General features: G+C 60.0%; 26 protein-coding genes. 14 read left to right on the forward strand and 12 right to left on the reverse strand.

What is annotated here, in order from left to right; all coding sequences use genetic code 11:
* A partial coding sequence (locus AC1KVG_RS20090) for an MFS transporter (protein ID WP_481095566.1) occupies positions 1–772 on the reverse strand: 772 nt, incomplete at its 3' end.
* Entirely contained in the window at positions 769–1,053 is a 285-nt protein-coding gene (locus AC1KVG_RS20095) for a hypothetical protein (protein WP_481095567.1), read from the reverse strand. The genes AC1KVG_RS20095 and AC1KVG_RS20090, both read right to left, overlap by 4 nt.
* A gap of 97 nt (positions 1,054–1,150) precedes the next feature.
* Between AC1KVG_RS20095 and AC1KVG_RS20100 the strand changes: the two genes are divergently transcribed.
* Positions 1,151–2,071 carry a LysR family transcriptional regulator gene (locus AC1KVG_RS20100; protein ID WP_481095568.1) on the forward strand — a complete coding sequence of 307 codons (921 nt, stop codon included), beginning with the start codon at positions 1,151–1,153 and terminating at the stop codon, positions 2,069–2,071.
* A 98-nt stretch (positions 2,072–2,169) separates the two neighbouring features.
* Positions 2,170–2,592 (forward strand): YqaA family protein, encoded by a 423-nt coding sequence (locus tag AC1KVG_RS20105; protein WP_481095569.1) that lies wholly within the window; start codon positions 2,170–2,172, stop codon positions 2,590–2,592.
* 209 nt (positions 2,593–2,801) lie between these two features.
* On the opposite strand, the gene AC1KVG_RS20110 is transcribed toward AC1KVG_RS20105, so the two are convergent.
* Positions 2,802–5,048 carry a methyl-accepting chemotaxis protein gene (locus AC1KVG_RS20110; RefSeq protein ID WP_481095570.1) on the reverse strand — a complete coding sequence of 749 codons (2,247 nt, stop codon included), beginning with the start codon at positions 5,046–5,048 and terminating at the stop codon, positions 2,802–2,804.
* A 464-nt stretch (positions 5,049–5,512) separates the two neighbouring features.
* Here AC1KVG_RS20110 and AC1KVG_RS20115 point away from each other — a divergent pair, with 464 nt between their 5' ends.
* Positions 5,513–5,785, forward strand: coding sequence for a hypothetical protein (locus AC1KVG_RS20115; RefSeq protein WP_308677045.1), 273 nt, complete (start codon positions 5,513–5,515; stop codon positions 5,783–5,785).
* Here the strand turns inward: AC1KVG_RS20115 and AC1KVG_RS20120 are convergent.
* Entirely contained in the window at positions 5,782–6,051 is a 270-nt protein-coding gene (locus AC1KVG_RS20120; RefSeq protein ID WP_481095571.1) for a hypothetical protein, read from the reverse strand. The two genes, AC1KVG_RS20115 and AC1KVG_RS20120, sit on opposite strands and share 4 nt — an antisense overlap.
* A 163-nt stretch (positions 6,052–6,214) precedes the next feature.
* Positions 6,215–7,402 carry a PI-PLC domain-containing protein gene (locus tag AC1KVG_RS20125; RefSeq protein WP_481095572.1) on the reverse strand — a complete coding sequence of 396 codons (1,188 nt, stop codon included), beginning with the start codon at positions 7,400–7,402 and terminating at the stop codon, positions 6,215–6,217.
* Positions 7,403–7,657: 255 nt separating this feature from the next.
* Between AC1KVG_RS20125 and AC1KVG_RS20130 the strand changes: the two genes are divergently transcribed.
* Complete coding sequence (locus AC1KVG_RS20130; RefSeq protein WP_023904916.1) at positions 7,658–8,053, forward strand: hypothetical protein; 396 nt, start codon at positions 7,658–7,660, stop codon at positions 8,051–8,053.
* A gap of 88 nt (positions 8,054–8,141) precedes the next feature.
* Complete coding sequence (locus AC1KVG_RS20135) at positions 8,142–8,534, forward strand: H-NS histone family protein (protein WP_055824272.1); 393 nt, start codon at positions 8,142–8,144, stop codon at positions 8,532–8,534.
* Here the strand turns inward: AC1KVG_RS20135 and AC1KVG_RS20140 are convergent.
* On the reverse strand, positions 8,522–8,674 hold the full coding sequence (locus tag AC1KVG_RS20140; protein ID WP_481095573.1) for a hypothetical protein: 153 nt from the start codon (positions 8,672–8,674) through the stop codon (positions 8,522–8,524). The genes AC1KVG_RS20135 and AC1KVG_RS20140 overlap by 13 nt on opposite strands.
* 218 nt (positions 8,675–8,892) lie before the next feature.
* Positions 8,893–11,025 carry a glycogen debranching protein GlgX gene (gene glgX / locus AC1KVG_RS20145; RefSeq protein WP_481095574.1) on the reverse strand — a complete coding sequence of 711 codons (2,133 nt, stop codon included), beginning with the start codon at positions 11,023–11,025 and terminating at the stop codon, positions 8,893–8,895.
* A 536-nt stretch (positions 11,026–11,561) separates the two neighbouring features.
* Here glgX and rimK point away from each other — a divergent pair.
* From rimK to AC1KVG_RS20165, 4 genes are all read left to right on the forward strand, one after another.
* The gene (rimK, locus tag AC1KVG_RS20150; protein WP_074058087.1) at positions 11,562–12,437 is read left to right on the forward strand and encodes a 30S ribosomal protein S6--L-glutamate ligase; all 876 of its coding nucleotides are present in this window, start codon (positions 11,562–11,564) and stop codon (positions 12,435–12,437) included.
* Positions 12,438–12,661: 224 nt separating this feature from the next.
* Positions 12,662–13,135 (forward strand): hypothetical protein, encoded by a 474-nt coding sequence (locus AC1KVG_RS20155; RefSeq protein WP_481095575.1) that lies wholly within the window; start codon positions 12,662–12,664, stop codon positions 13,133–13,135.
* A 31-nt stretch (positions 13,136–13,166) separates the two neighbouring features.
* Positions 13,167–13,844 carry a response regulator transcription factor gene (locus AC1KVG_RS20160; RefSeq protein ID WP_006448355.1) on the forward strand — a complete coding sequence of 226 codons (678 nt, stop codon included), beginning with the start codon at positions 13,167–13,169 and terminating at the stop codon, positions 13,842–13,844.
* Positions 13,837–15,171, forward strand: a complete 1,335-nt coding sequence (locus AC1KVG_RS20165) for a sensor histidine kinase (protein ID WP_481095576.1) — start codon at positions 13,837–13,839, stop codon at positions 15,169–15,171. Before AC1KVG_RS20160 ends, AC1KVG_RS20165 begins: the two co-directional genes overlap by 8 nt.
* A 106-nt stretch (positions 15,172–15,277) precedes the next feature.
* Here the strand turns inward: AC1KVG_RS20165 and AC1KVG_RS20170 are convergent, their stop codons facing one another.
* The 4 genes from AC1KVG_RS20170 to AC1KVG_RS20185 form a co-directional block, all read right to left on the reverse strand.
* Complete coding sequence (locus AC1KVG_RS20170; RefSeq protein ID WP_481095577.1) at positions 15,278–15,670, reverse strand: SymE family type I addiction module toxin; 393 nt, start codon at positions 15,668–15,670, stop codon at positions 15,278–15,280.
* Between the two features lie 531 nt (positions 15,671–16,201).
* The gene (gene coaE, locus AC1KVG_RS20175) at positions 16,202–16,825 is read right to left on the reverse strand and encodes a dephospho-CoA kinase (protein WP_481095578.1); all 624 of its coding nucleotides are present in this window, start codon (positions 16,823–16,825) and stop codon (positions 16,202–16,204) included.
* A 13-nt stretch (positions 16,826–16,838) separates the two neighbouring features.
* Complete coding sequence (locus AC1KVG_RS20180; protein WP_016849610.1) at positions 16,839–17,702, reverse strand: prepilin peptidase; 864 nt, start codon at positions 17,700–17,702, stop codon at positions 16,839–16,841.
* A 6-nt stretch (positions 17,703–17,708) separates the two neighbouring features.
* A complete protein-coding gene (locus tag AC1KVG_RS20185) occupies positions 17,709–18,968 on the reverse strand; it encodes a type II secretion system F family protein (protein WP_481095579.1) in 1,260 nt (419 codons plus the stop codon).
* Between the two features lie 400 nt (positions 18,969–19,368).
* Here AC1KVG_RS20185 and AC1KVG_RS20190 point away from each other — a divergent pair, with 400 nt between their 5' ends.
* The 5 genes from AC1KVG_RS20190 (at position 19,369) to AC1KVG_RS20210 (ending at position 24,277) form a co-directional block, all read left to right on the forward strand.
* The gene (locus tag AC1KVG_RS20190) at positions 19,369–19,773 is read left to right on the forward strand and encodes a pilin (RefSeq protein WP_481095580.1); all 405 of its coding nucleotides are present in this window, start codon (positions 19,369–19,371) and stop codon (positions 19,771–19,773) included.
* Between the two features lie 114 nt (positions 19,774–19,887).
* Entirely contained in the window at positions 19,888–21,927 is a 2,040-nt protein-coding gene (locus AC1KVG_RS20195; protein WP_481095581.1) for an MFS transporter, read from the forward strand.
* Positions 21,920–23,110 carry a glycosyltransferase family 2 protein gene (locus AC1KVG_RS20200; protein ID WP_481095582.1) on the forward strand — a complete coding sequence of 397 codons (1,191 nt, stop codon included), beginning with the start codon at positions 21,920–21,922 and terminating at the stop codon, positions 23,108–23,110. Before AC1KVG_RS20195 ends, AC1KVG_RS20200 begins: the two co-directional genes overlap by 8 nt.
* A 1-nt stretch (position 23,111) precedes the next feature.
* The gene (locus AC1KVG_RS20205) at positions 23,112–23,903 is read left to right on the forward strand and encodes a glycosyltransferase family 2 protein (RefSeq protein WP_481095583.1); all 792 of its coding nucleotides are present in this window, start codon (positions 23,112–23,114) and stop codon (positions 23,901–23,903) included.
* On the forward strand, positions 23,900–24,277 hold the full coding sequence (locus tag AC1KVG_RS20210) for a hypothetical protein (protein ID WP_481095584.1): 378 nt from the start codon (positions 23,900–23,902) through the stop codon (positions 24,275–24,277). Before AC1KVG_RS20205 ends, AC1KVG_RS20210 begins: the two co-directional genes overlap by 4 nt.
* Before the next feature lie 5 nt (positions 24,278–24,282).
* Here the strand turns inward: AC1KVG_RS20210 and AC1KVG_RS20215 are convergent, their stop codons facing one another.
* Positions 24,283–24,876 carry a class I SAM-dependent methyltransferase gene (locus AC1KVG_RS20215; RefSeq protein WP_481095585.1) on the reverse strand — a complete coding sequence of 198 codons (594 nt, stop codon included), beginning with the start codon at positions 24,874–24,876 and terminating at the stop codon, positions 24,283–24,285.
* Positions 24,877–25,078: the final 202 nt, after the last annotated feature.

Genomic DNA, 25,078 nt, shown 5'->3' on the forward strand with positions numbered 1-25,078 from the left:
CGATCAGCGATGCGCCACCGAAGACCAGCAACACCAGATCGGTGCGCTGCGCCATGCCGGCCTCCGCCAGGAACGAGGCGATGTAGGTGTAGAGAATGTTGTGGGCCAACACGAAAGCCAGCACCACGAACAGCACCGGCCGAATGCCGGGCAACCTCACCACGTGCGCCAGACGTTGCTGCTTGCCTTGCGCCTGCCCGGCGAAATCCGGCACCTGCAGGCGCACCCACAGCATCAGGATCACCGCCAGGACGCTCATGATGCCGAAGCACACACGCCAGCTCACCAGGCTGCCAAGGAACGCGCCGGCCGGCACGCCCAACGACAACGCCAGCGGTGTGCCAACCATGGCGATCGCGATGGCGCGGCCTTTCTGATGCTCGGGCACCATGCGCGCCGCATAGCCGGCCAGCAACGCCCACAACAGTCCCGCCGAGACGCCTGCCAGAAAGCGCACCACCATCGTCAGCGCATAGCTGCTGGACAGCGTGGTGATCGTGTTGGCGATGGCGAAGCCGGCGATGGCCGCCAGCAGCAGCGGGCGACGGGCAATGCCCTGGGTGGCGATCGTCAAAGGAATCGCTGCCAACAAGGAACCGAGCGCATAGATGGTGACGGTCTGACCGACCCAGCCTTCGGAGACCGCTAAGTCATCTGCCATCTGTGGCAGCAGACCCGCTGGCAGCGCTTCGGTGAGGATGGTGATAAAGGCGGCCATGGCAAGCGCGAGCAAGGGTGCCAGTGGCAAGCGGTCTTTCGCAGTCGAACTCATTGCCTTGCTTCCAATGCGTTAGACACTTCACTGCGCGATGTGGTGACGAATGTCGAGTGAGGGAGTGCATCCACGATCGTGCAACGGCGTTGCCGGTCGGCACGGCTGGATGATTGCCGATACATCGATTTACCGCTGTGTGTTAGAGGAGCGACCGCCACGACCGTGCGCTGATCGTCCAATGCATGTTGAACAACGGGCTGAATTTTGCAGCTCAGCATTGTGAGCTGAATGGTTTCGCGCAGCTGTGAGAGAGACGTCGTCATGGAGTAGTTGGTCAATAGACATTCCAAGCAGGGTAGACAGCCTTGGATTAAAGAAAAACTGGGGTAGAGTTCCGCGTTGTGCGGAACCAGACGTCCGCAATGGAGACGTGTGGTGGAAAGCCTGAGCGGGTTCGTGGTGTTCGTGCAGGTTGCCGAAACGCGCAGCTTCGTCGCGGCTGGCCGGTTGTTGGGCGTGTCGGCGTCTGCGGTCGGCAAACGCGTGGTGCGGTTGGAGGAAAAACTTGGCGTGCGGCTGTTTCATCGCAGTACGCGTAGCGTCACGCTGACAGCCGAAGGCACGTTGTTCCTGGAGCGTAGCCGCCGCATCCTCGCCGAGATCGAAGCAGCGGAACTGGAGCTTTCGCAGGCCACCGCCGCGCCGCGCGGGCGCTTGCGGGTGAGCCTGCCGCTGGTCAGTGCGTTGGTATTGCCGGTGCTGGGTGACTTCATGCGCCACTATCCCGAGATCGAGCTGGATCTGGACTTCAGCGACCGGATGGTCGATGTGATCGAGGAAGGGTTCGATGCGGTGGTGAGAACCGGCGAGCCGAGCGATTCGCGTCTTTCGGCCAGGCGTCTCGGTGGCTTCCAGATGATGCTGGTGGCTGCGCCCGAGTATCTCGCGCAGCGCGGCACTCCGCGCTTGCCGGTCGATCTGCTGCAGCATGCCTGCCTGCATTACCGTTATCCCAACTCGGGAAAACTGGAAGCCTGGCCGCTGCATACGCGGCGCAACAGCGGCGAACTGGTGCTTCCCACCTCAATGATCTGCAACAACATCGAAACGCGCGTGTGCTTCGCAGTGCAAGGACTCGGAATAGCCTGCTTGCCGGATTTCGCTATCCGCGACCTGCTGGCAGACGGGCGCCTGCTTCCCGTGTTGGCCGAGCACGTGCGGCGCAGCGGCGCGTTCCACGTGCTTTGGCCGGCAAGCAAGCATCCTTCGCCGAAGGTGCGGGCGTTTGTCGACTTTCTGTGTGCCAGGGTGTTTCCTGACGAAAAGGTCAAGCGGCGAAAGCCGGTCAAGCGGTAACGCTGCGCCATGTCGCATTGGCGTCGGTTGTGGCGCAGATGTTGCGCCGGATGCATCGCCCAACCTCCTGCACCATCACAACATGCGCAACGTAGCCAATGACGTATCTCTCGCTGTTTGCACTTGCGCTTATCGCAGCCACCTTGCTCCCTGCGCAGTCGGAGACGGCATTGGTGGCGCTGCTGTTGCGCGGCGATTCTGCGTTGGGGCTCGTGGCTGCTGCGAGCATCGGCAACGTGCTCGGCTCGCTGATCAACTGGTGGCTTGGGCGCGAGGCGTTGCGCTTTCAGGCAAAGCGCTGGTTCCCGATCAAAGCGGCTGCATTGCTGCGCGCCCAGGCCTGGTATGGCAAATACGGAAAATGGTCGCTGCTGCTGAGCTGGATGCCGCTCATCGGCGACCCGTTGACACTTGCGGCGGGGGTGATGCGCGAGCCGCTGCGCGTGTTCCTGCCGCTGGTTGCAATCGCCAAGACCACCCGTTACGCCTTGCTTGCATGGGCGACGCTGAGTATTGCGTAGACAGCGCAACATCTGAGCATCGAGCGACTCGCCAGTGCGTTATAAATTTCAAGCGTGGGGCGATTACGTAGACGCTCGGTTGCCTATCAGTTGGGAGCGCGTCCAATGAAGACGATCAGGCGCATGGACAACCTGCACGTACATGCCTGGACGTGCCTTGATGAAGCAAAAAAACCCGGCATTGCCGGGTCTTTGAATGCGGTCGAGGCTTAGAATTCCTGCCAGTTACTCCCGTCACTGGAAGCAGTGGTAGCCAGTTTTTTCGGTGCAGACGCTTGGCGGGTAGCGGCTTTGACCGGTGCTACTGTTCGGCCGCTGACCAGGCTGAGCTTTGATGATGCGGTTGGTGCCGAACGCACGCTGTGCGTGTTCGTCTGCGCAATCTTGAACACCGCAACCGCCTCGGTGAGCTGCCCGGCCTGTTCTTCCATCGAACGCGCCGCCGCGGTGGCTTCTTCCACCAGTGCCGCATTTTGCTGGGTGGTCTCATCCATTTGCGTGACCGTGATGTTGACCTGCTCGATGCCGACCGACTGTTCCTGCGAGGCTGCAGAGATCTCACCCATGATGTCGGTCACGCGCTGCACGCTGGCCACAAGCTCGGCCATGGTGTTGCCGGCGGTGTGCACCAGCGTGGAGCCTTCGGTAACGCGCTGTACCGAGTCGTCGATCAAGCCCTTGATCTCCTTCGCAGCTGCGGTTGAGCGCTGAGCGAGCGTGCGCACTTCCGAGGCGACCACGGCAAAGCCACGGCCCTGTTCACCTGCGCGCGCGGCTTCCACGGCCGCGTTCAGCGCAAGGATATTGGTCTGGAACGAGATGCCGTCGATGACGCTGATGATGTCGGCGATCTTCTTGGACGAGGCTTCGATCCCGGCCATGGTGCCCACGACCTTGCTCACGATCTCGCCGCCTTGCGAGGCCACGCTTGCCGCACCGATCGCCAGCTGATTGGCCTGGCGTGCATGCTCGGCGTTCTGGCGAACGGTGGAGGTGAGCTCTTCCATCGAGGCAGCGGTTTCTTCCAGGTTGGCCGCTTGCTGCTCGGTACGGTGCGACAGATCCTGATTGCCGGCAGCGATTTCGCTGGCAGCCGAATTGATGGAGATTGCCGAGTGCTGGATGCGCCCGACGATTTCCGCCAGCTGCGCGGCGGTGGTGTTGGCGTCATCACGCATCTGTGCGAACACGCCATTGAACTCGCCGCTCATGCGCGCCGTGAGGTCGCCCGCGGCGATGGACTGCAGCAATGCAGACAGCGATTGCAGGTTGCCGTCTGCGGTGGACATCAGGTGATTGAGGCTGGTGACCATGGCGCGGAAATCATGCTGGAAGCGCTCGGTGTCGCCACGCACGCTGAAGTCCCCGGCTGCCGCTGCCGAAGCCAGGCGGCTGATTTCCTGATTGATCGCCTGCAGATTCTGTTTGACCTGGTTCATCGTCTCGGTCACCACCGCCTTCTCGCCCGGCAGCCGATCCATCTCATCGGAAAGGTCGCCGATGGCGTAGCGCCCGATGATCTGTGTCAGGCGCATCGTCATGGCGATATGCGAACTGGCCAGGGCGTTGGCATCGCGCACCATGTGACCGAACTCGCCAGGAAATGCATTTTCGTCCATGCGGTAGCTGATCTCGCCGGCATCGTGCCGGCGTGCCATTTCCAGCTGGGCGGCGATGACGCCTTGCAGGCGATCGCGGATGCGATAGACCGCACTGGCCAACTGCACGGTTTCGTCCTTGCCGGTGACCTTGATATCGACATCGAGCACGCCGCGCGACAACTGCTCGACGGCGGCAACTGCCCGCTGGATCGAGCGTGAAATCGCATTCCCCAGGAGCATCGCGATGCTCACGCCGGCCAACGCGATCAACCCCAGCGCGATCGCCGACAAGGTGATCGCGCGCGTGTTGGTGGCCTGTTGCTGCTGATAGCGCAGCTTGGCAGAGGCGGCCAGTTCGTCACGCAAGGTGGCAAGCCCGGCAAAGGTGGCGTTGGCGTTGTCCTTGACCTGGGTCCGATTGACCTCGGCGCCGCCGGCGATATCGCCAGCTTCGATCAACTCGATCTGGCGCTGCATCCCCGCTTGCATCAGCGCATAGCTTGCCGTGATCTTTTGCAGCTGGGCGGTGTGCTCGGCTTCCTGGCTCAGCAACTGCTTGAGTTCCACGATGCTGGCCGCGACCTGCGTGAAGCGCGTTTGGTTTTCCTGCTTCCATTGCGTGATCAGCTCGGGCGTGCCGATGGCGATCATGCGCAGGATGTTGATATCCACCCGGGTCAGCTGACCGTCGATGCTGCTGGCAAGCGCAGAGCCGGTGAAGTCGCGATTGTAGAGCGTGCCGACATTGTTCTTGGAGGTGTGCAGGCTGTTCAGCAGGAACAGACACAGCAGGATGCTCGGAATCAGCGTTCCCAACAATGCCAATATAAATTTGCTCTTGATCGTGGGTAGCATGCTGGGACCTGGAGAAGAAGGCGGAGGAGTGGGAGGAGCCGGCGAGTGACTGGCCTGCCCGAGCAACCTGAGGCGTTGTCGCCAACGTCGACCGGCTTGCCTGGTTCGCTAGCGCTTGCCGAGGTGTCTCAATCCGTTATCGGCAGATTTCACAAAATCTTGACTCGATGACGAGCTGAGTAATTCGCTCCGTCAGGCCGGGCATTGGTTTTAGTGGCGGCAAGTTCGCAGCTGAGATTTTCTACGAGTCGAAAGCCGTCTCGGCAGCGAGTGAAAGCGATCTTGCCAGGGCACTGTCGGCAGCGCTCGGTGATGAAAAGGCATCGCTTCAGAGGTTCGCGCAAACCTCTGCCATACGGTTCAGTAATGTCTTGGCGAATCTTGCGCGCAGCCGGTACAAACCCGTGCATTGCGGATAGCCTGTGCATCTTGAGAAGGGATCGCGTGCGGAAATGACGGAGCAGTTGACCGAGCAATGGATGACGGCAGTGACCGATGCGCTGAGCGAATTGCAGGCATCAAGAGTCGCGCAAGGGGCGATGCTGGAAGCAATGCTTGCTTCGCATCCCGAACCGGCCTTGCTCAGACTGTGCTGGGATCGCCTGGCGGCATCGCTGATTGCCACAGTGGCGCAACGCAAAGCGTCGTCGACAGTGGAAAAACCCATTGAGTCGCACACGTTGGAGCAACTCGCCTTCTGGAACGAGCGGCTCACCCGGTGCTTCCCGCCTGCTTAGGCGGCGGCTACTGCACGTCGGCCCTGATCGAGGCAATGCGCATCGAAGCGCACGCGCCCATCGCTGGAGACCTCGCACATCGCCATCCACTGCCTGGCGTGATCATGCGCGGCGATGCTGTCGGCGAACGCATCGCCTGGCACACGGTATCGCTGCAAGGTAATGCCGCCGGATTTGCTGAGCAGCAGTTCAGCCGAAAACTGCCCTTGGCCGGGCGTGACATGCGCGGTGAGCTGATAGTCGCCCACGTGCCGAATCGATGACATTCCCAATCGTGATCCTCCTTGACCTTGGTTAATTAGCGCTTTTGGCGTCCATGCCTGCGGGCCGACGCCGATGGTCCATCAGCCTGCAGGCCGCCGATTCTGCCAGAAAATCACTCGCATCGCTGTCAGGAACCACGAACGGGGCCGTAAGGAAATTCCTTCACTACAACAACGGCACCCGCTTGGCGAAGCGCTGCGCGCCGACCAGTGCCCAGGCGTGGTCGCTGATCTTGTTGGTCGCGATCACGCAACAGCCGCTGTCGAGACAGTCGTTCCAGTTGTCTTCGCTATTGGCTAGATACGCACGGATGATGACCTCGGGTCTGCCGATGCAGGCCTTGAATGTCTTCATCCATTGATCGCGATCAGAGTGGAAGATGTGGAAGTTGAAAAAGACCCGGTGAGAATCCGAGGGATTCTCGTCGCCATCGGTGTCTTTGTCGGCGAAGCATAGCCGCGATTTCGGCGCGGTCTCCGCATAGGTCTGTTTGTCCTGCTTGTTGCCGGTCACGCAGACAAGAAACGTGTTCTTCAAGTCTTCAATGAAGGGCCAGCCATTCCTTTCGGCGCCAAGTGCCAGCGTCTCTTGTGACCCCATCAGTTCGCCAGGTGTATAGATGCGCGGCAGCCTGTCCTTGAGATAGGCATCCAGTTGGTCAGGGAAGTCTTTGGTCGCAGTGTGTTTGAGGTCCAGGTGCAAGGTGATCACGTCGTGGCCGTCATTTTCTTTCGACCACACCGCCAGATCGCTCAAAAAGCCGGAGAGCTGACGGTAGTGCTTATCGTAGGAACCCTTATGGCCAACCGACCAATCCAGACCATCGTCCGATTGGGCGATATCCAGTTCCAACCCGCCACACCCGCAGTCGTAGTGATTTTTCGGGTTCCAGGTAATTTGCTCGCGCAGGGTTTCGTCGCGCTGATAACTGTTGTGCGAGGCCTTCATGGAGACGTCGTTGTAACGCAACCGGCCGATGCTCACATCCACCAGGGTGACGTCGATCCGTCTCAGATCCTCGTCGCCGGGCGAGCTGCGATGGCCCACTGCCGCAATCTGCAGATCGGCTGTTTTCGATGTGCCGGCCAGGCCACTGCCGTCCTGCGGGTCCTTGATGCTGTTGATGTTGAGCGTCGCGATGACAGTGGAGGTCGCGCTATCGATGAGGTCGATGTCCAACTCACCATGGTGGGCGGTCTTGGCCTTCACGGTATAGGCCTGTTTCGAGTCTGCTTCGATGGTTTTGCCATCGATGGAGTCGCCGTCGCCTTCCACCCAGTAATTCCGGGTTACGTGGGTGACGATGGTGTAGCTGGAGCGGTTGTCGATTGTGACCGTGGCCGGGCTGGACATGGAAATCTCCACCGTGACGCTGGGACAGTCGACTCTACGCATGAATCGGCCTCGATGTCGGGTGCTGGCTTTTGGTAATCGATCGCTAGAAGACGCCTGTTTAGGCATACATCGAAATGACATCGATTGCAGAAAGTAACTTCCTGAAGAACCTCGATAGCACGCTTCGTGATTTCCTTGCCCATGGTCAGGAACCTCCTGATTGAGCGCATCGCCGATGGTGGTCATAGTTATGGCCATGATCGAGCGAGCACCATGACCACGACACATCCTCAACTCATCGGCGCACTTCTCAAGGGCATGCGCCGCGCCGAGTCCGCACACGCCGCATCGGTTGCTTACAGCGCCGGCATCGCCAGGCAGATGAATAGCGGCTACGGCACGCCGGCCGATGCGGGCAGGGTGCTGGAGATGTTTGCGCTCGACCCGGAACAGATTCGAGAGCTGGGCCTGGTGGGGGTGGAGGAGCTGGGCGAGACGGTGTGCCACGCCTGGTCGATCAATGCCGGGGAGCCGGAGCGGGTGATGCAGTGGTTTTCCGCGCCCAGGGTCGAGTTCGTGGGCAAGCACTGCAGCGAGTTGATCCGCGCCGGGCGGATCGGGCCGGTACTGAGCATGGCCCGGGAGCATGCCCTGCTGCGCCCTCGCTGACCGCTTCCAGACTCGCGTAGGCCACAGCGCTTTACGCTAGCCGGCGCAACGGCAATACTCGTTGATCCGCCCAACCTCAGTTTTGCCAATGCGCCAGGTTCCGCCTGCTTCACCCTCCGCCGCCGCCAAAGCCCAATTGCTGGAAGAGCTGCGTAAGCTCGAACAGGAAGAAGCCCAGCTGAAATATGCCCAGACGCTGGAAGCCTTCGACCAGGTCGTCGAAGTGCTGACCCAGTTTGGTGGCCGCTTCAACGCAAAACAGAAAAGCCAGATCGCGTCCCTCGCAATGACCGGCAAATCCAAGGGCCCGCTATCGTCCACCGGCGAAGTGGTGGCCAAGTACTGGATTCCGCATTCCGGCGAGACCTGGTCCGGGCGTGGCCGTACCCCGCGCGCCTTCAAGGCCTGGGAAGGCACCAGTTCGTACAAGGAATGGAAAGCCAATCATCCGGACAAACGGTTTCCGCTCTATCCAGGTTGAAGCTCTGTTCCAGCTTGAGCGCTGTTTGGTTTGTCTGTTTGTTCGATAAAAGCTTTTGTCAGTCGTTGCAATGATTGATTAAAGTTGCTGCGCCAATCTTTAGCTGCTTTGTTTAAAAGTGTCCAAAGAGAGCGGATCACCGATATTCTCGCGTGCCTTGATCAGACTTCCGTCACCGTATCAGCGGGACTGAGAGTGGCTAACAAAACGTAGCAATAGGTTTGTTGGCCGCTCTGAACATCCGCCAGCCATTTTGATCCAGACATCTTTGATATGGCGGGTTTTTAAAGCGCAAAAGAAAGCTCGCTGTCTGCCAGATATCAGCAGACAGCGAGCGTGTGTCACCTCGTGAACAACGTTACTGGTCGCTCTTGCACTCGAATACCGACACGCTGCGTGGCGGGGCCAGGAACTCGCTGGCGCCGGCCGGCATCATGTCCACTTCCAATGCTTCGTCGGTGGAGAGCACCAGCTTCCAGTGCACCGGTTCATCGGACGAGGGCAGGGTGAAGGTCACCCCTTCGTGGTAGGCATTGATGACGATCAGCAAGGTGTCGTCGTTGGCCAGTTCCTTGACGCCCGAGGTCTGCGCCTTGCCTTCCAGCAGCAGGCCCACCGAGCGTGCACCGGCATCGGTCCAATGCGCGTCGTCCATCTCGGTGCCGCCGGGATTGAGCCAGGTCAGATCGCGCAGGCCGGCCTCTTCGTTGTACTGGCCGTTGAGAAAGCGACCGCGCGACAGGATCGGGTAGCGCTTGCGCAAGCCGGTGAGCGCCTTGACGAATTCGGTCAAACGGCCGTCGGTCGGGTCGTTTTCCCAATCCAGCCAGGTGATCTCGTTGTCCTGGCAATAGGTGTTGTTGTTGCCGCCTTGCGACTGTGCGCGCTCGTCGCCGCTCAGCAGCATCGGCGTGCCTTGCGAAAGCAGCAAGGTGGCGAGCAGGTTTTTCATCTGCCGCTCGCGAATCTGCAGGATCTCCGCGTTGTCGGTATCGCCTTCTTCGCCGTAGTTGCACGAGCCATCGTTGGACGAACCGTCGCGATTGTCCTCGCCGTTGGCGATGTTGTGCTTTTCGTTGTAGCTCACCAGATCGCGCAGGGTGAAACCGTCATGCGCGGTGATGAAGTTGACCGACGCCCACGGGCGGCGACCGCGCCGATCGAACAGATCGGCCGAGCCGGTAAAGCGAGTGGCAAACTCGGCGAGCTTGCCCTCTTCGCCCTTCCAGAACTCGCGCGCATTGTCGCGGAACTTGTCGTTCCACTCCGACCAACCCGGCGGGAAATGACCCACCTGATAGCCACCGGGGCCGCAATCCCACGGCTCGGCAATCAACTTCACTTCCGTCAGCAACGGGTCCTGGTTGCAGGCATCCAGGAAGCCGCCACGCTGATCGAAGCCGCTCGGCTCGCGCCCCAGGATGGTGGCCAGGTCGAAGCGGAATCCGTCCACATGCATCTCGCCGGCCCAATAGCGCAGCGAGTCGTTGACCATCTGGATCACCCGCGAATTGCTTAGATTCAGCGTGTTACCGGTGCCAGTGTCGTTGATGTAATAACGCTTGTCTTCGGCAAGGCGATAGTAACTGGCGTTGTCGATGCCCTTGAACGACAGCGTCGGGCCCAGCTCGCTGCCTTCGGCGGTGTGGTTGTAGACCACGTCCAGAATGACTTCCAGGCCCTGCTTGTGCATGGCCTTGACCATGTCGCGGAATTCATCGCGATGCCCGCTGGAGAGATAACGCGACTTCAGCGCAAAAAAGCCGATGGTGTTGTAGCCCCAGTAGTTGCGCAGGTCCTTGTCCAGCAGATGCTGGTCGTCCAGATACGCATGCACCGGCAACAACTCGACGGCAGTGACGCCAAGGTCCTTGATGTATTGCAGCACCTGCGGCTGCGCCAGGCCGGCAAACGTACCGCGCACCGCCTCCGGCACCTGCGGGTTGCGCATGGTGTAGCCACGCACGTGGGTTTCGTAGATCACCGTTTCGTTCCACGGCTTGAGCAGACGTGCGTCGTCTTCCCAGTCGTAGGTGTCTTCGACCACCACGCACTTGGGCATGAAGGGCGCACTGTCGCGCTCGTCGAAGCTCAGGTCGCCATCCGGGTGACCCACGGTGTAGCCGTAGAGTTCGTCCGCCCAGATCAGATCGCCATCCAGCTCGCGCGCATAGGGATCCATCAGCAACTTGTTGTGGTTGAAGCGATGTCCCTCGGTCGGCTCATACGGGCCATGCACGCGGTAGCCGTAGCGCTGGCCCGGTTTGACGTCGGGCAGATAGCCGTGCCAGATCTCGTTGGTGTATTCGGGCAGATCGACCCGCGTCTCGGTGCCCTGTTCGTCGAACAGACACAGCTCCACGCGCGTGGCATGCGCAGAAAACAGCGCGAAATTGGTGCCTGTTCCATCGAAGAGCGTGCCACGCGGGAACGGGCGCCCCTGGCGGATGCGGGAGGGGTTGGCATAGGCCGCGCTTGCTGGACGTCGCATTGAGAGTCTCGGGTGCGCCGGCATGCCGGCATTAGGGGGCTCAAGCATTGCGGTTTTGCCTGTGCAAAACGCGTCACGGCCACAGGGGCATGGCGTGAGGGCAGCATGCGGCAGCCGCTGCGCTCGCCTGATCACTGCGCAGCGCGGCTGGACGTGGGCGTGCCCACGTAACGCTACGCCGAGATGGGTTGAGCATCACTGGCGTCGGTGCTGGTTGACGCATTCGGCACAGACATAGGCATAGATAGGGTGCATGCGCGCAGCATCTAGCGCAACGCATGTGTGCATTGCTTGAGCGCCGCGCGGCCGCCCTGCTAGCATCCAGACCACTGAGGTTGCGCAACACCTGCGTCGCTTCAACAGCGTTGCCGAGCAGCTTTCGCCTTCCCCTCCTCGGGCCGTCGCACACCAGTTGGATCGAAGCGTGCAGGGCAGGGTTGCAGCCCGCACGCGCGATCGACCGGCAGACGTACGGACTTGGGTCACTTCGTCACTAGACTCCGACCATGTCCAGGCCGCGCCGCGCACCCTCCGCGATGAAAATCGCCATCCTTTCCCGCAACAGCAAGCTGTATTCGACCCGCCGGCTCATCGAGGCCGGGCGCAAGCGTGGGCACACGGTGCGCATTCTCGACCCGCTGCGCTGCTACATGCGTATCGCCGCCGATGGCTTCAGCCTGCACTACAAGGGCAAGCCGATCACCGGATTCGACGCGGTGATTCCGCGCATTGGCGCCTCGGTCACGCGCTATGCCACTGCGGTGTTGCGCCAGCTCGAATTCATGGGCAGCTACACGCCCAATCCCTCCGACGCCATCCTGCGCTCGCGCGACAAGTTGCGCGCGCATCAACTGCTGGCCGCCCAGGGCATCGATATGCCAGTGACGGTGTTCGGCGACAACCCGGACGACACCCAGGACCTGCTCTCCATGCTCGGCCCGCCGCCGCACGTGGTGAAGTTGAACGAGGGCACCCAGGGCGCCGGGGTGATCCTTACCGAGAAGGCCAGCGCCTCGCGCGGCGTAGTCGAAGCCTTGCGTGGGCTGTATGCCAACTTCATCGTGCAGGAATTCATCGGCGAGGCCGAGGGCGCCGACCTGCGCTGCTTCGTGGTCGGCGACCGGGTGGTCGCCTCCATGCGTCGCCAGGCCGCCGAAGGTGACTTCCGCTCCAACCTGCACCTGGGCGGCACCGCCGCAGTGGCCGAAGCCACGCCGCAGGAGCAGGAGGTGGCGGTGCGCTCGGCGCGCGCGCTGGGTTTGGCGGTGGCCGGCGTGGACCTGATCCGCTCCAACCGCGGCCCGCTGGTGCTGGAGGTCAATTCCACCCCCGGCCTGGAAGGCGTGGAAGGCGTCTGTGGCGTGGATGTGGCCGCCGCGATCATCGAGCACCTGGAGCAGACGGCCCGTTGATCGGGGATTTAACATTTTTATCAAAAAAATAACGAAACCCTAATCCTTGCCCCGCTAGCCTCTCCCGACCGTAGCTCCGCTCTCGGCAGTGACGGTGATCGGGATGCATTTTTGGCCCGGGTGCTTAGCGGCACCTGGGCCTTTTTGTGATGGCTCACTTGCTCCGCCCATGAATTCGCGTCACAGTCGGGAGTGTTAAATAGTCCAAATGACAAGGAATTAGCATGTCTATGCGCAACGTTCTGCACTTGGTGGCACTGATGGCTGTTGTCTCCACTGCACAAGCGGCAACCTCTATTGCAGTCGATGTGAAAAAACCTTTTGCAGAGCAGGCCAAGGAAATTCGCAGGGAGTTGAGCAGTGGCACTAAATATTCCGAAATTAGTCAGGAAGACAGCGCCAAAGTGCTCGGGGCTCTTACTCGTATCGAAATTGCGGTCGCTGAGCAAGGTGGTGTAGAGACGCTTACGCCAGACCGAAAAGTGGCGGTATACAACGAGCAGGAGCTCGTTAACACAATTCTCACAAGGGCGGGCGAGGAAAGCCGTTTGATTTGCCAGCGCGAAAAGGCGACAGGCTCTCATCGCAGCAGCACAGTCTGCCAAACTGTCGCTGAGCGTCGTCGCTCCCGAGATCAAGGTGAGCGCGATTTGACTACAGCTCAGCGTGTGCCAAAGATTATTGATTCAAACCGCTAGTTCATCCCGACTTTCGAGCATTGAGGCTTAAGTGCGCATTCTAGTAATTGAAGACAACAGCGATATCGCCGCCAATCTTGGCGACTATCTGGAAGACCGCGGCCACACGGTGGATTTCGCCGCCGACGGCGTCACTGGCCTGCATCTGGCCGTGGTGCACGAGTTCGACGCCATCGTGCTCGATCTCAACCTGCCCGGCATGGATGGCATCGAGGTGTGTCGCAAGCTGCGCAACGAAGCGCGCAAGCAGACGCCGGTGCTGATGCTCACCGCGCGCGATTCGCTGGACAACAAGCTGGCCGGCTTCGACTCCGGCGCCGACGACTACCTGATCAAGCCGTTCGCGCTGCAGGAAGTGGAAGTGCGGCTCAACGCGCTGTCGCGTCGTGGCAAGGGCGTGCACACCCGTGTGCTGGAAACCGGCGATCTGGAATACAACCTGGACACCCTGGAAGTGCGCCGCCGCGGCAAGCTGCTGCAGCTCAACCCCACCGCGTTGAAGATCCTGCAGTCGCTGATGGAAGCCTCGCCGGCCGTGGTCACCCGCCAGGAGCTGGAGACCCGCGTCTGGGGCGAAGAACTGCCCGATTCAGACTCGCTACGCGTGCATATCCACGGCCTGCGCGCGGTGGTCGACAAGCCGTTCGACGTGCCGATGATCCAGACCCGTCACGGCATCGGTTATCGCATCGCCTCGCCCGATGCCTGAAAGCAATAACGGCGCGCGGCCCGCCCGCAGGCGTGGCCGCTACCGGCGGCGCCTGCGCAGCCGCATCATCCTGTCGTTCGTGCTGTTGGGCTTTTGCCTGACCACGCTGTTCGCCTTCGCCACCAACTGGGCGCGCTCGCGCGTGGAAAACCAGTTGGTCGAAGACGTGATGAACCGCAATATCGACGCCTTTGCGCAGCGGTTCTATTCCGACCCGTTGCGTAACCCCGATCTGCCGGTACAGCAGATGCGTGGGCGGGTGGTCAAAAGCGACAAATTCGAAGCGCTGCGCCTGGAGCAACCCGAGTGGTACCAGCTGCCCGACGGCATCCACACCATCTCCGGCGTGGACGAGGGCGGCAACGCGTATTCGTACAAACTGGCCGTACGCAAGACGCCGAGCGAGTGGTTCTTCCTCGCCTACGATATGACCCAGACCCTCAAGGGCGAGATTCAGCTCAAGCGCACGCTGATGCTCTCGGTGTTGGTATTCAGCGGGTTTTCGTTGGTGATCGGCTGGTGGTCCGCCTCCAAGGTGATGCGCCCGGTGTCCGATCTGGCCGCGCGCTTGCGTGCCTACCGCGGCGGTACCAGCGAGCCCAAGCCGTTGGCCGCGCACTTCCCCGATGACGAAGTGGGCCAGCTCGCAGAAGCCCTGGACGATTACTCGGCCCGCCTCACCGAAGTGGTGCAGCGCGACCGCGAATTCAACGCCGACGTCAGCCACGAACTGCGTACCCCGCTGGCGGTGATTCGCGGCGCCACCGAACTGCTGCTCAGCAAACCCAATCTCGACGAAAAGATGCTGCAACGCCTGCAGCGCATCCAGCGCGCCGAACTGCAGTGCAGCGACCTGATCGGCTCGCTGCTGCTGCTCTCGCGCAACGAACGCGGGCAGGGCAGCAGCAATGTCGCCAAGGTGTCCGAACAACTGATCGACGCGCACCGTGCCCAGCTCGGCGGCAAACCGCTGGAACTGCTGTTGGAAGGCGAACGCGATCTGGTCATCGACGCACCCGAATCCGCATTGTCGGTGGCGCTAGGCAACCTGATCGGCAACGCGGTCAAATACACCCAGGACGGCCAGGTGCGTGTGCGCGTGCTCAGCGATGCAGTAGAGGTGATCGACTCCGGCCCCGGCCTGAGCGAAGAAGACGCCGCCAAACTGTTCCAGCGCGGCTACCGCGGCACCCACGCCGGCCACTCGCAAGGCGGCGGCATCGGCCTATCGATCGTCAGCCGGCTGTGCGATCTGTACGGCTGGCGCGTCAGCGTGCGCCCAGGCCAGGAGCGCGGCGTCATCGCAACACTAGCTTTCCATCGCTAACCAAACACCCGCGCTTTTGTAGGAGCGCACTCGTGCGCGAGGGCTTGACGCATAACGCCCTCCCCACGACAGCGCCTCCAGAGAATAACCGCACCCAAAACACAGCTCAGCGCTCTACCACCGTCACAACCAACTCGCCCTCGCGCGCAGTGATTTGCAGCTTGCAACCAACCGCAAGCCCCAACTGCTCCAGCCACAGCCCACGCAAGCGCACGCTGGGAATCCGCTGGCTGTGCGGCCGGCCAGGCTCCGCCTCGTAGAACGCATAGCCCCCCGTGCAGCGCGTGGGCGTGCGAGCCTTGCGCGGTGGGCGCGGCGGCAGATCGTCCACGCGGCGCCTGGGGCGACGGTCGAAGTCGAGGTTGTCCACATCGAACGTGGGCGACGGAACCAGCCGCACGGGCTGTGCATCGATCGCGCGCTCAGGCGGCTTGGCGCTAGCGGTGCGTTTGGCATCCGGCTTGGACCGCTTCGAGGTTGGAGGCTGCGCCCGGCTCATCGCCTCACCTCCGCCAGGACCATGGAGCGACGATGCTCACTCACCTGCAAGATCGATACATTTGCCGTGACAACGCCTCCTTCGAAGAACAGGCACCGTCGCCGGCCGGCGACGGGATGTCGGGAGGTTAGAAACCGCTCATAGCCGGCGGGCGTATTTCTCCCGAAGGAGTGTTGTATTAGCCGCCCTCTCGACGCAGGTATCGCGTCGGCTTGCGCCTGCAGGCAGGCACAAAAACCCCACCGGTTTGACGGAGATGGGTGCCGCTATGCACGGAGTTTCTACGCTCCTTGAGGCAGGGGTTGCTACTGGTCGTTTGCAATGTCAATTGCAGGGAAGTAAATCAGGCAAAATGTGACTTTCCTGATTCGGCATTCGAATGCATCACGCTGTTAGTGGCGCATGCCACATGTACCGGCAGGCCTGCTGTGCAGGAATAGTGGATTCCATGCATTGCATCCAAATCATTTTTCACCGATGTGATGGTGGCCGTGCAGCCGTGGCGCATATCGCATACGGGAGTATCAAACGTTAGTTCTCGATTCGATGGGTTTGAAGCGCCGCTCTGTAAGTCGCATCCAGTCGTTGCGCGTGTTGCGCCAACTGGTCCGTATTGCCTTCATTGCGCGCTACATCATCGGCAATGGCCAGCCGTTCTGTGCGAGAGGTTTGTGCTGCAATCATCTGATCGGCAAGGGCTGACGTACTGCCGTCGCGTTGCATCAGGCGAGCGTGTTGAAGCGCAACCGGTACGTCGACGACCAGGATGCGGTCGAGCCAGGGATAGGTCGCCCGTGCCCCTGCTTCAGCGAGTAAGGGGATTGCCACGATAGCGTAGGGATGATTAGCCGCTTTCGCCGCGCGCTGCAGTTCGGTGCGAATGGCAGGATGGGTGATCGCTTCGAGCGCTTTCCGCTCGGTTGGATCCGCGAAGACGATTTTGCGTAAGGCTTGCCGATCCAGCGTGCCATCCGGCAATAAAATGCCTTGGCCAAAGCGGTTTGTGATTGCATCAAGTATGAGACCAGGCGCCACCACCTGCCGTGCAACGATATCCGCATCGATGACCGGCACGCCCAGCTTCTCGAACTCGGCGGCGAGGGCGCTCTTGCCGGAGGCGATGCCGCCAGTGAGGCCGACGATGAAGTCGCTCATCGTCGTGCCCCGGTCAACGCAGGCCTGCGAAGTGCAGGTAGCCGTCCACCAGGTCGTTGCCCCAGAAGAACACCACCCAGCCGGCGATGGCCAGGTAGGGGCCGAACGGGATCGGGGTGGCGCGGTCGCGGCCCTTGGCCACCAGCCAGATCGAGCCGAGGATGGCGCCGACCAGCGAGGAGATCAGGATGATCGGCAGGATGCCTTTCAGCCCGCACCACGCGCCGAGTGCGGCAAGTAGCTTGAAGTCGCCATGGCCCATACCTTCCTTGCCGGTGAGCTGCTTGAACAGCCACCATACCGTCCACAGCGAGACATAGCCAACCGCCGCGCCCAGCAGGGCGGGCTTGGCCGGCATATAGAGGTTGTCCATCGAGCCGACCAGGCCCAGCCACATCAGCGGCAAGGTCAGCTGGTCCGGCAGCAGCTTGTGGCGCAGGTCGATGCCGGACATCGCCACCAGAAAGCAGCTCAGCACGATTGCGCCGAAGCCCTGCCAGCCGAAGCCGAACCGCCAGACGCTGGCCACGCACAGGATCGAGGTCAGCAGCTCCACCAGCGGGTACTGGATGGAGATCGGCTTGCCGCTGTAGCGCGATTTGCCGCGCAGCATCAGCCAGCTGAAGAGCGGAATGTTCTCCCACCACTTGAGCTTGTCGCCGGTGACCGGGTCGTGCGATGGCTCCACCACGATCCCCGGCGGCGGCGGCTCGTAGATGTCTGGTAGCTCCAGGATCTCGCGCGCATCGCGCCGCCACTGCCACTCCATGCGCTTGGGCAAGCGCAGGATCACCACATTCAGGAAGCTGCCGATCAGCAGTCCCAGTCCGGCCGCGGCGGGAAAGCCGAGACCGGGATGCTGGTCGAGAAATGCCATTACGTCTTATCCAACCACTGCGCCGAGTTTGAAGATCGGAAGATACATGCCGATGACCATGCCGCCTACGATGGTGCCAAGGAAGACCATGATCATCGGCTCTAGCAGACTGCTCAAGGCGTCAACTGAATCGTTGACCTGTTGTTCAAAATACTCGGCAACCTTGAACAGCATGGTGTCCAGCGCACCGGCCTCTTCGCCGATAGCAGTCATCTGCACCACCATGTGAGGGAACAATCCGATCTGCTTCATGGCCATGTTGACGGGGTAGCCGACCGATACATCGTCGCGCATGCGCAGCACGGCTTCTTCATAAACCTTATTGCCGGTGGCACCGGCGACGATGCCTAACGCTTCCACCAATGGGACGCCGGCTTTGAAGGTGACGGCCGTGGTGCGCGCGAAGCGCGCAACAGCGCTGTTATGCATGATCTGTCCGATCACCGGCACCTTCAAGATCACTCTGTCCATGGCGTGTTGCATTCTTGGCGATCGTTTGTAAGCAAACAGGAAGCCCACGACAGAACCCACACTGACAATCAGCATCATCCACCAATAGGAGACCATCACGTTTGAGGCTGCAACGATCATCTGCGTAAAGGCTGGCAGTTCGGCTCCAAATTCGCGAAATACCGTCTCAAATTGCGGTACGACGAAGATCAATAGAATCGCGCTCACAATGATCGACACTGCTACGACCATGGCGGGATAGAATAAGGCTTTCTTTATCTTAGATTTGAGTGCTTCAAGATTCTCCTTATACGTCGCAATGGTATCCAGTACGGTTTCAAGTACGCCCGCACCTTCACCGGCGCGGATCAGGTTTCGGTAAAGCTCGTCAAACTGGACCGGATGCCTGCTGATGGATTCATAAAGCGATGATCCGCCTTCGATGTCGGTTCGGATATCCCCGACAAGTTTTTTCATCTTGGGGTTCTTCTGTCCACCACCAATGATTTCTAGCGATCCGACGATGGGCACGCCCGACTTCATCATGGTTGCCATCTGACGGCTGAAGAACGCAATATCTTTAGGCTTGACCGGCTTGCCGGTACTGCCGAACAGCGGCTTCCCCTTGGGCTTGACGGTGCTTGGCAAGATCCCTTGCCTTCGTAGATCGGCTCGAACAAAATTTGCGTTTTTTGCGAGTTGTTCGCCCTTCATCTTGACGCCGCGTTTGTCTGTTCCCTCCCAGACATATGTCTGCATCAGACCTGTGCTGCGATTGACGGGCTGCTGTTTGATGGTGCTACGCGCTGCAGACATATCTTTCCCCAAGATCCAGCCATCCCCAGGCCGGAGTACCTGCGCATGGTAGCGGGTTCCTTCGAGCCTGGCACGGGGTAGGTAAGGATGGCCGGCGACACCGCCTCCCGTGGCTGTCAATAGCAAATCGGCGCTTAGTGGCTATACGCTACGCCTGCACTGTCGGCAAGTGACGCAAAACGTCACACTGTAAGCAGTGTCGCAAATGTTGCTCCCTGGGCTTACATTCCTTGCCACGCCTGGAGAAGATTGGTTGGGAATTCTTGTCCGGGCGTCTTAGGGGAAGTTGGCACGCAATCTGCTTAGCTTTGCGTGCAAGGCCTCCAGCAGGGCGAGATCTTCCTGACAAGGGAAGCCCGCAACGACCGTTTCACCCATTCACACTCTAGGGGATGTACACATGAAGAAAAATCAGCAGGGCTTTACCCTGATCGAATTGATGATCGTTGTTGCGATCATCGCCATCCTGGCCGCTATCGCGCTGCCCGCTTATTCCGACTACACGAAGAAGGCAAAGGTGTCGGAAGTCATTCTGGCCGCTTCCTCGGCCCGCACTGCTGTTGCCGAGTATGCTGCTGGTACCGGCAGTCTGCCGAGTGCCAGCTGGGCGCCGGAAACTCAGTCTTCCAAGTATGTTAGCGGCGTTGCCTGGGACGGCGCAAAGATCACTGCGACATCGAGAGAAATCCCGGGTGTCACTGGTACTATCACGCTTACCCCCGTCATGGACGCCACTACTCAGCAGGTCGTTTGGACGTGCAGTGGTTCGATTAATTCTAAGTATCGTCCGGGTACTTGCCAGTAATTGTTTGACGATAGCCTGTGCAGCCAATTTTAATATGCACTTGGCAATCTGGTAATCAAAGAGCCCCGCGATGCGGGGCTCTTTTTTGCGCTGCATCAGTGCTCTGTAACGATTGTGCATTTCAACGTTGGACTTTTTCTGATGGCTCCAGGAATTCAATCGCAAGTTGCCAAACGTCTTTCCTGGCATAGACGTCAAGGCTTTGCGCTTTATTGCACGCTGATTGTCCTCGGTTCCATGGTCGTAGTGCTGAAGGCCGGTCGTGACACGCCCTGGGATTACCTGAGCTACCACGCATATTCGGCCTACCTGTTGTTCCATGATCGGCTGGCACAGGACTACTTCGCGGCCGGCCTACAAGGTTATATGAACCCGATCGGGTTCCTGCCCTTCGCGTTGACCCAGTTGGCCGGTTTTAACAGCATTGCCACTGGCTTGCTGCTGGCGACGTTGCATGCCATGAACGGCATCTTCTTGCTGCTGATCTGCAGGCATTTGGCGCGCCTTACCCCTTCACTGACCAGTGTGCTGATTCCGGGCTGTGTGTTGGGCTTGGTCTCGCCCCTCCTGCTTTCGCATCTGGGTAGCACCTTTACCGATCCCATCGGTTCGGCCTGTGTGCTGGGCGCCGTCTGGTTGGCCCTGTCTCCCTCTACGCCGCGGCGGCAATTTGGTGCCGGGATTTTCATCGCCGCCGCACTTGCCATCAAGCTTTCCAATGCTGTTTTTGCACTGGCGATGCTGCCAGTGCTGTTATTGGCGTCAAGGCACTTGGGCGCGCGCGAGGGCGTGCGTCAATGCGCCTACTTTGCTGCGGGCGGCGCGCTGGGTTTAGCGGTGTTCCAGGGCTATTGGAGCTACAAGCTGTATGTCTTGACCGGCAACCCGGTTTTTCCTTTTTTCAATGGCTTGTTTCAGTCGCCGTTGATTCCCACTCAGTCCCAGTCGGTGGGTCGGTTTGTACCAGCGGATTTCCAGGACTTCCTGGCCATCCCGCTGGATCTGGCGCGTTATACCTCCTGGGCGCATCTGGAGCTGCCAGCCCCGACGATCGTGCCTTTGGCGGTTGTCACCGTTGGTCTTGCGTTGGCCGGGAAGTGGCTACTCTTGTTGATGCGCCGTCGTCGTCCGGTGCTGGAGGCAGCTACTCCCACGGTACAGTTGCTCCTGTTCTGCGTAGTTTCTGCGGTGCTATGGGCTTTTACCTCAGGCAATGCCCGTTATGGGTTGCCGCTGTTCCTGCTGGCTGGTCCAGTATTGGCATTGCTGCTCAATGCGTTGTGTGTGAAGCGCTTCGCGGTTCTTGTGGTGTGGTTGGTGTTGCTCTTCCAATTATTCATGACCTGGGATGCACGGATCATCCGCTGGCGCAGCCAAGAATGGGCACAGGAGTGGTTGTCAGTTGATGTGCCGGCTAGCCTGCGGAATCGTCCGGCACTGTTCATTTCGCTGGCGTTGCAGTCGCAATCGAATCTGGTGCCGTATTTGCATCCAGACTCGTCTTTCGTCCATTTGAACAATGGGCATTTCACTGTGCCCAGCACTGGTCCGGCTTCTGTTCCTTTTTGGCGTCTTTTAGACAGGTTTGACGGTCGAGCCAAAGTGGTCCTGCAGAAGCCTGAATTGCTGGACCAGAAAATTGGTGTTCCGCGATTGGTGGAGCAGGGGGACAACTACTTGGACCGGGTATCGCTGCGCATCGTGCCGGGTAGTTGTCTTGCTGTGGCCGTGAACAAGGCTCCCGGTTATCGCATAGGTCTCAATCGTAATTTATCCATGCCGCGCGGACAGGACCTGTTGATCTGCGATGCAGTGCGTTCGCCAGCGCGGTACGCTGTGCCAAGGGCGAGGGCCGAACAGATCATGGACGCTTTTGAGGATAAATGTGGAAATCTGTTCGTGCCGCGTCGACCTCAGATTGAGCTAGTAGGGGACGTATGGGTGCGCATATATCCTAAATACGACAGTGCAGTGCTCATCGTCAGTTATGACAAGCATTACATCTCCTATCTGCTTACCGGGCAGTTCAACGGAGTGGTGCTTGGCACCCCGGAGACGTGGCGAGAAGACCTAAAGAAGTTTGATTGCCGGCTCCCCTATGGCGGGTTGCGCGGCTACAAGGGATTTGCAGCGGAGGTAGGGCAGCATGAGTGAGATTGCAGAAGAGGCGACGGTCGACGAAGCATTCGAGCTGACGGTGCTGATGCCGTGCCTAAATGAGGCCAACAGTGTGGCGCTATGCGTGCACAAGGCACTCGGCTTCTTGGCAGCTTTTGGAGTGAAAGGCGAGGTGCTGGTAGCGGACAATGGCTCTACCGATGGATCGCAGGCGTTGGCAGAGTCGGCGGGTGGGCGGGTGGTGCCGGTGGCTCGACGGGGCTACGGCGCTGCATTGCGTAGCGGGATCGCGCATGCGCGCGGTCGCTACGTGATCATGGGCGACGCCGATGACAGTTACGACTTCTCCGCACTCATGGGTATGTTGCAAGCACTGCGCAGTGGCTCTGACCTGGTGATGGGCAATCGCTTCCAAGGCGGCATTGAGCCGCAGGCGATGCCTTTCCTGCATCGCTATCTTGGCAATCCCGTGTTGAGCTTCCTTGGCCGATTGTTCTACCGTAGCGATATCGGTGATTTCCATTGCGGTATCCGCGGCTTCCGTGCCGATGCGATTCGCAGTCTGCGGCTGAATTCGGACGGTATGGAGTTCGCCAGTGAGATGGTTGTCAAGAGCGCGCTACACCGGCTGCGGATCAGTGAAGTGCCGGTAAACTTATACAAAGATAAACGGGGTCGTCCTCCGCACCTGCGCACGTGGCGCGACGGCTGGCGGCATCTGAAGTTCCTACTGCTGCATAGTCCGCGCTGGCTGTTTCTGCTTCCTGGTGCCCTACTGACCCTGACTGGATCGGCGGCGATGTTCACTATCGGTGCACATGCTTGGTTTGTGGGGGGGCTGGGATTGGACATCCACACTCTTTCCTATTCAGGTGCTGCCATTACCATGGGTGTGCAGATGCTGCTGTTCGCTTTGCTCACTCGCTATGTGGGCGCCCAGCGCGGCTGGTTGCCGGAGAACGGCTTCACTCAATGGTTCGCCATGCATTTCAGCTTGGAAGTCGGGCTGCTGCTGGCAGGTGCCGCGTTTGTAGCAGGCTTGGGGCTGTCAGGCTATGCGTTAGCTACTTGGGCAGCGCATGATTTCGGAGAGCTTGATCCACGCGCGATGATGCGCCTGGTTATCCCGTCAGTGACGTTGCTAGCCGTCGGGGGGGAGTTGGGCCTTTCTGCATTCGTGATCGAAGCCATCCGCCAGCCGTCACGCACTGAGGTTTGAGGTGCCGCTGACACATAGCTTTGTCGTGCTTGTCTACGGCCAGTCGCCGCACCTGGTCGACTGCCTGCGCTCGCTGGCCGCACAGACGCGGCCCTCGCCAGTGATCATCTCCACGTCCACGCCGTTTGAAGAGCTGCCTGCTATTGCCGGATTATTCGGTGCGCGCCTGCACGTGCATGGTCCTAATCTTGGTATCGGGCGTGACTGGAATGCAGCGCTCGATGTCGCCGATACCGACCTTGTGACCTTGGTGCATCAGGACGACCTTTATGCCCCGGGTTTCGCCGCCGAGACGTTGGATGCCTTTGCACAGAGGAAAGAGGCGGTGTTCGCGTTCTGCGATAGCGATGAGGTGCGGGGCGATGGTAGCCGCCGGCAGCTTCCATTCAATCACTGGATTAAACAAATTCTGGTGGTCATGGCGACCTGGCCTGGTCACGTGGTGCATGGCAGCTTGCGGCGGCGCCTGCTGCTGGGATTCGGCAACCCAGTGATATGTGCCTCGGTCACACTCAATCGGCGGCAGTGGCAGACGTTCCGTTTCCGCGAAGACTTGCGCACCAACATGGATTGGATGGCGTGGTTACAACTATCCGAACAACACACGGTTGTGCGCGTTGGGAAGCGCCTAGTCACTCGTCGTGTACATGCTCAAAGCGCTACCAGTCAGTGTCTGGCGGACGGCGCGCGCCTAGTCGAGGATCGATTAGTGCTGGGTAAGCTATGGCCGGCTCCTGTGGCAGCATTGCTCCTGTATTTCTATCGGTTGTCTTATTCCGGGTATGACAGTTGAAGAGCTTTCTTTACTTGCTGGTGGCTGCCAGTACCATGTGCACCCTGGTCGCTCAGTTGTTGCTTAAGCGAGTGGTGGGAACTCCAGAGGCGCGGCTAGCCATGCAGAGTGGTTTGCTCGATTTTGTTACGCATGCGGCAAGCAACCCGTGGGCCTGGCTCGCGCTGTCAATACAGGTGGGTGGCTACGTAATCTGGCTCGCAGTGCTGAGCAAGGAGAAGATGGCGGTAGCCTTCGCCATCTCTGGTTCATTCTTCTATCTGGTTGTTGGCTTGGCGGGCTGGGTATTTTATGCAGAGCGGCTATCTGCAACTCAGTGGTTAGGCATCTGCTTTATCTCTATGGGCGTGTTGCTGATTGCCTATCGCAGTTGAGTTTCTCAATCCGCTCGCTTCGCGACCACGACATTCTCGTTGTAGGTGAACCAGTTACCGGCCCAGCCCGGAAATGGGTAGGAGCAACCACGAACATCCTCGAGGCCCAAGCTATATGCAAATTCAATGAGCGCCATCAGGTCGTAATAGCTCACATGAGTGGGGTCTGCCCGGTAGCCGCGTCCTTGGGGGGTGATCAGGAGGACTTTGCCGCCGGGTCGCACCTTGGTTAGGTACCCGGCCAGAATCTCCCGCGCCTGCTGCGGTCCCAAGTGTTCAATCATGTGCGCACAAAGTAAACCGTCGAAATGACTAACCTCTGCATCGAAACGGTCGCTGAAGTCTGCCGCGCTGGTTGCATCGAGACCGCGCGCGCGCGCGGCCGCTATCATATCGGCATTGTGATCCACGCCTATAGAGCCAGGGGGGAGAACCTCCAGCAACCGCCCGAAGCCACAGCCAACGTCCAAAATGTGTCCCTGCGTAAAAATTCGACGGACCAATCGTTTGTAGGGATATTGAACCGGTAGCACGCGCTTCCACCATACGGAGGAGCGTGACTGCAGATGGCTGGAGTACGATGCATCTTCGGTTTTCAAGGGGGGCTGCCGAGTGTTGAGGGAAGCGCTTCAAGCTGGCTGGGCGCCAGCAGCTTTGCAGGCTGCCGGGTAGCCCGCTAAAAAACAAGGGGGAACGCGATGAAGGAAGTAGACGTCAACTGGTGTGGGTAATGGTGTTGCCTGCGGCTTGTTCAGGACGGTGCGCTGGCCGAGGCTGTGGCGCGTTTGGCGATGGAGCAGG

It is taken from the genome of Xanthomonas sp. NCPPB 3959, assembly GCF_056675575.1.

What these genes read in the sequence shown, in the direction of transcription:
- AC1KVG_RS20105 (WP_481095569.1), top strand. Translation starts at nt 2,170, where the DNA reads ATGACGTATCTCTCGCTGTTTGCACTTGCGCTTATCGCAGCCACCTTG.
- AC1KVG_RS20110 (WP_481095570.1), bottom strand. Translation starts at nt 5,048, where the DNA reads ATGCTACCCACGATCAAGAGCAAATTTATATTGGCATTGTTGGGAACG.
- AC1KVG_RS20120 (WP_481095571.1), bottom strand. Translation starts at nt 6,051, where the DNA reads ATGTCATCGATTCGGCACGTGGGCGACTATCAGCTCACCGCGCATGTC.
- AC1KVG_RS20125 (WP_481095572.1), bottom strand. Translation starts at nt 7,402, where the DNA reads ATGTCCAGCCCGGCCACGGTCACAATCGACAACCGCTCCAGCTACACC.
- AC1KVG_RS20130 (WP_023904916.1), top strand. Translation starts at nt 7,658, where the DNA reads ATGACCACGACACATCCTCAACTCATCGGCGCACTTCTCAAGGGCATG.
- AC1KVG_RS20135 (WP_055824272.1), top strand. Translation starts at nt 8,142, where the DNA reads ATGCGCCAGGTTCCGCCTGCTTCACCCTCCGCCGCCGCCAAAGCCCAA.
- glgX (WP_481095574.1), bottom strand. Translation starts at nt 11,025, where the DNA reads ATGCGACGTCCAGCAAGCGCGGCCTATGCCAACCCCTCCCGCATCCGC.
- rimK (WP_074058087.1), top strand. Translation starts at nt 11,562, where the DNA reads ATGAAAATCGCCATCCTTTCCCGCAACAGCAAGCTGTATTCGACCCGC.
- AC1KVG_RS20155 (WP_481095575.1), top strand. Translation starts at nt 12,662, where the DNA reads ATGTCTATGCGCAACGTTCTGCACTTGGTGGCACTGATGGCTGTTGTC.
- AC1KVG_RS20165 (WP_481095576.1), top strand. Translation starts at nt 13,837, where the DNA reads ATGCCTGAAAGCAATAACGGCGCGCGGCCCGCCCGCAGGCGTGGCCGC.
- AC1KVG_RS20170 (WP_481095577.1), bottom strand. Translation starts at nt 15,670, where the DNA reads ATGAGCCGGGCGCAGCCTCCAACCTCGAAGCGGTCCAAGCCGGATGCC.
- coaE (WP_481095578.1), bottom strand. Translation starts at nt 16,825, where the DNA reads ATGAGCGACTTCATCGTCGGCCTCACTGGCGGCATCGCCTCCGGCAAG.
- AC1KVG_RS20180 (WP_016849610.1), bottom strand. Translation starts at nt 17,702, where the DNA reads ATGGCATTTCTCGACCAGCATCCCGGTCTCGGCTTTCCCGCCGCGGCC.
- AC1KVG_RS20185 (WP_481095579.1), bottom strand. Translation starts at nt 18,968, where the DNA reads ATGTCTGCAGCGCGTAGCACCATCAAACAGCAGCCCGTCAATCGCAGC.
- AC1KVG_RS20190 (WP_481095580.1), top strand. Translation starts at nt 19,369, where the DNA reads ATGAAGAAAAATCAGCAGGGCTTTACCCTGATCGAATTGATGATCGTT.
- AC1KVG_RS20200 (WP_481095582.1), top strand. Translation starts at nt 21,920, where the DNA reads ATGAGTGAGATTGCAGAAGAGGCGACGGTCGACGAAGCATTCGAGCTG.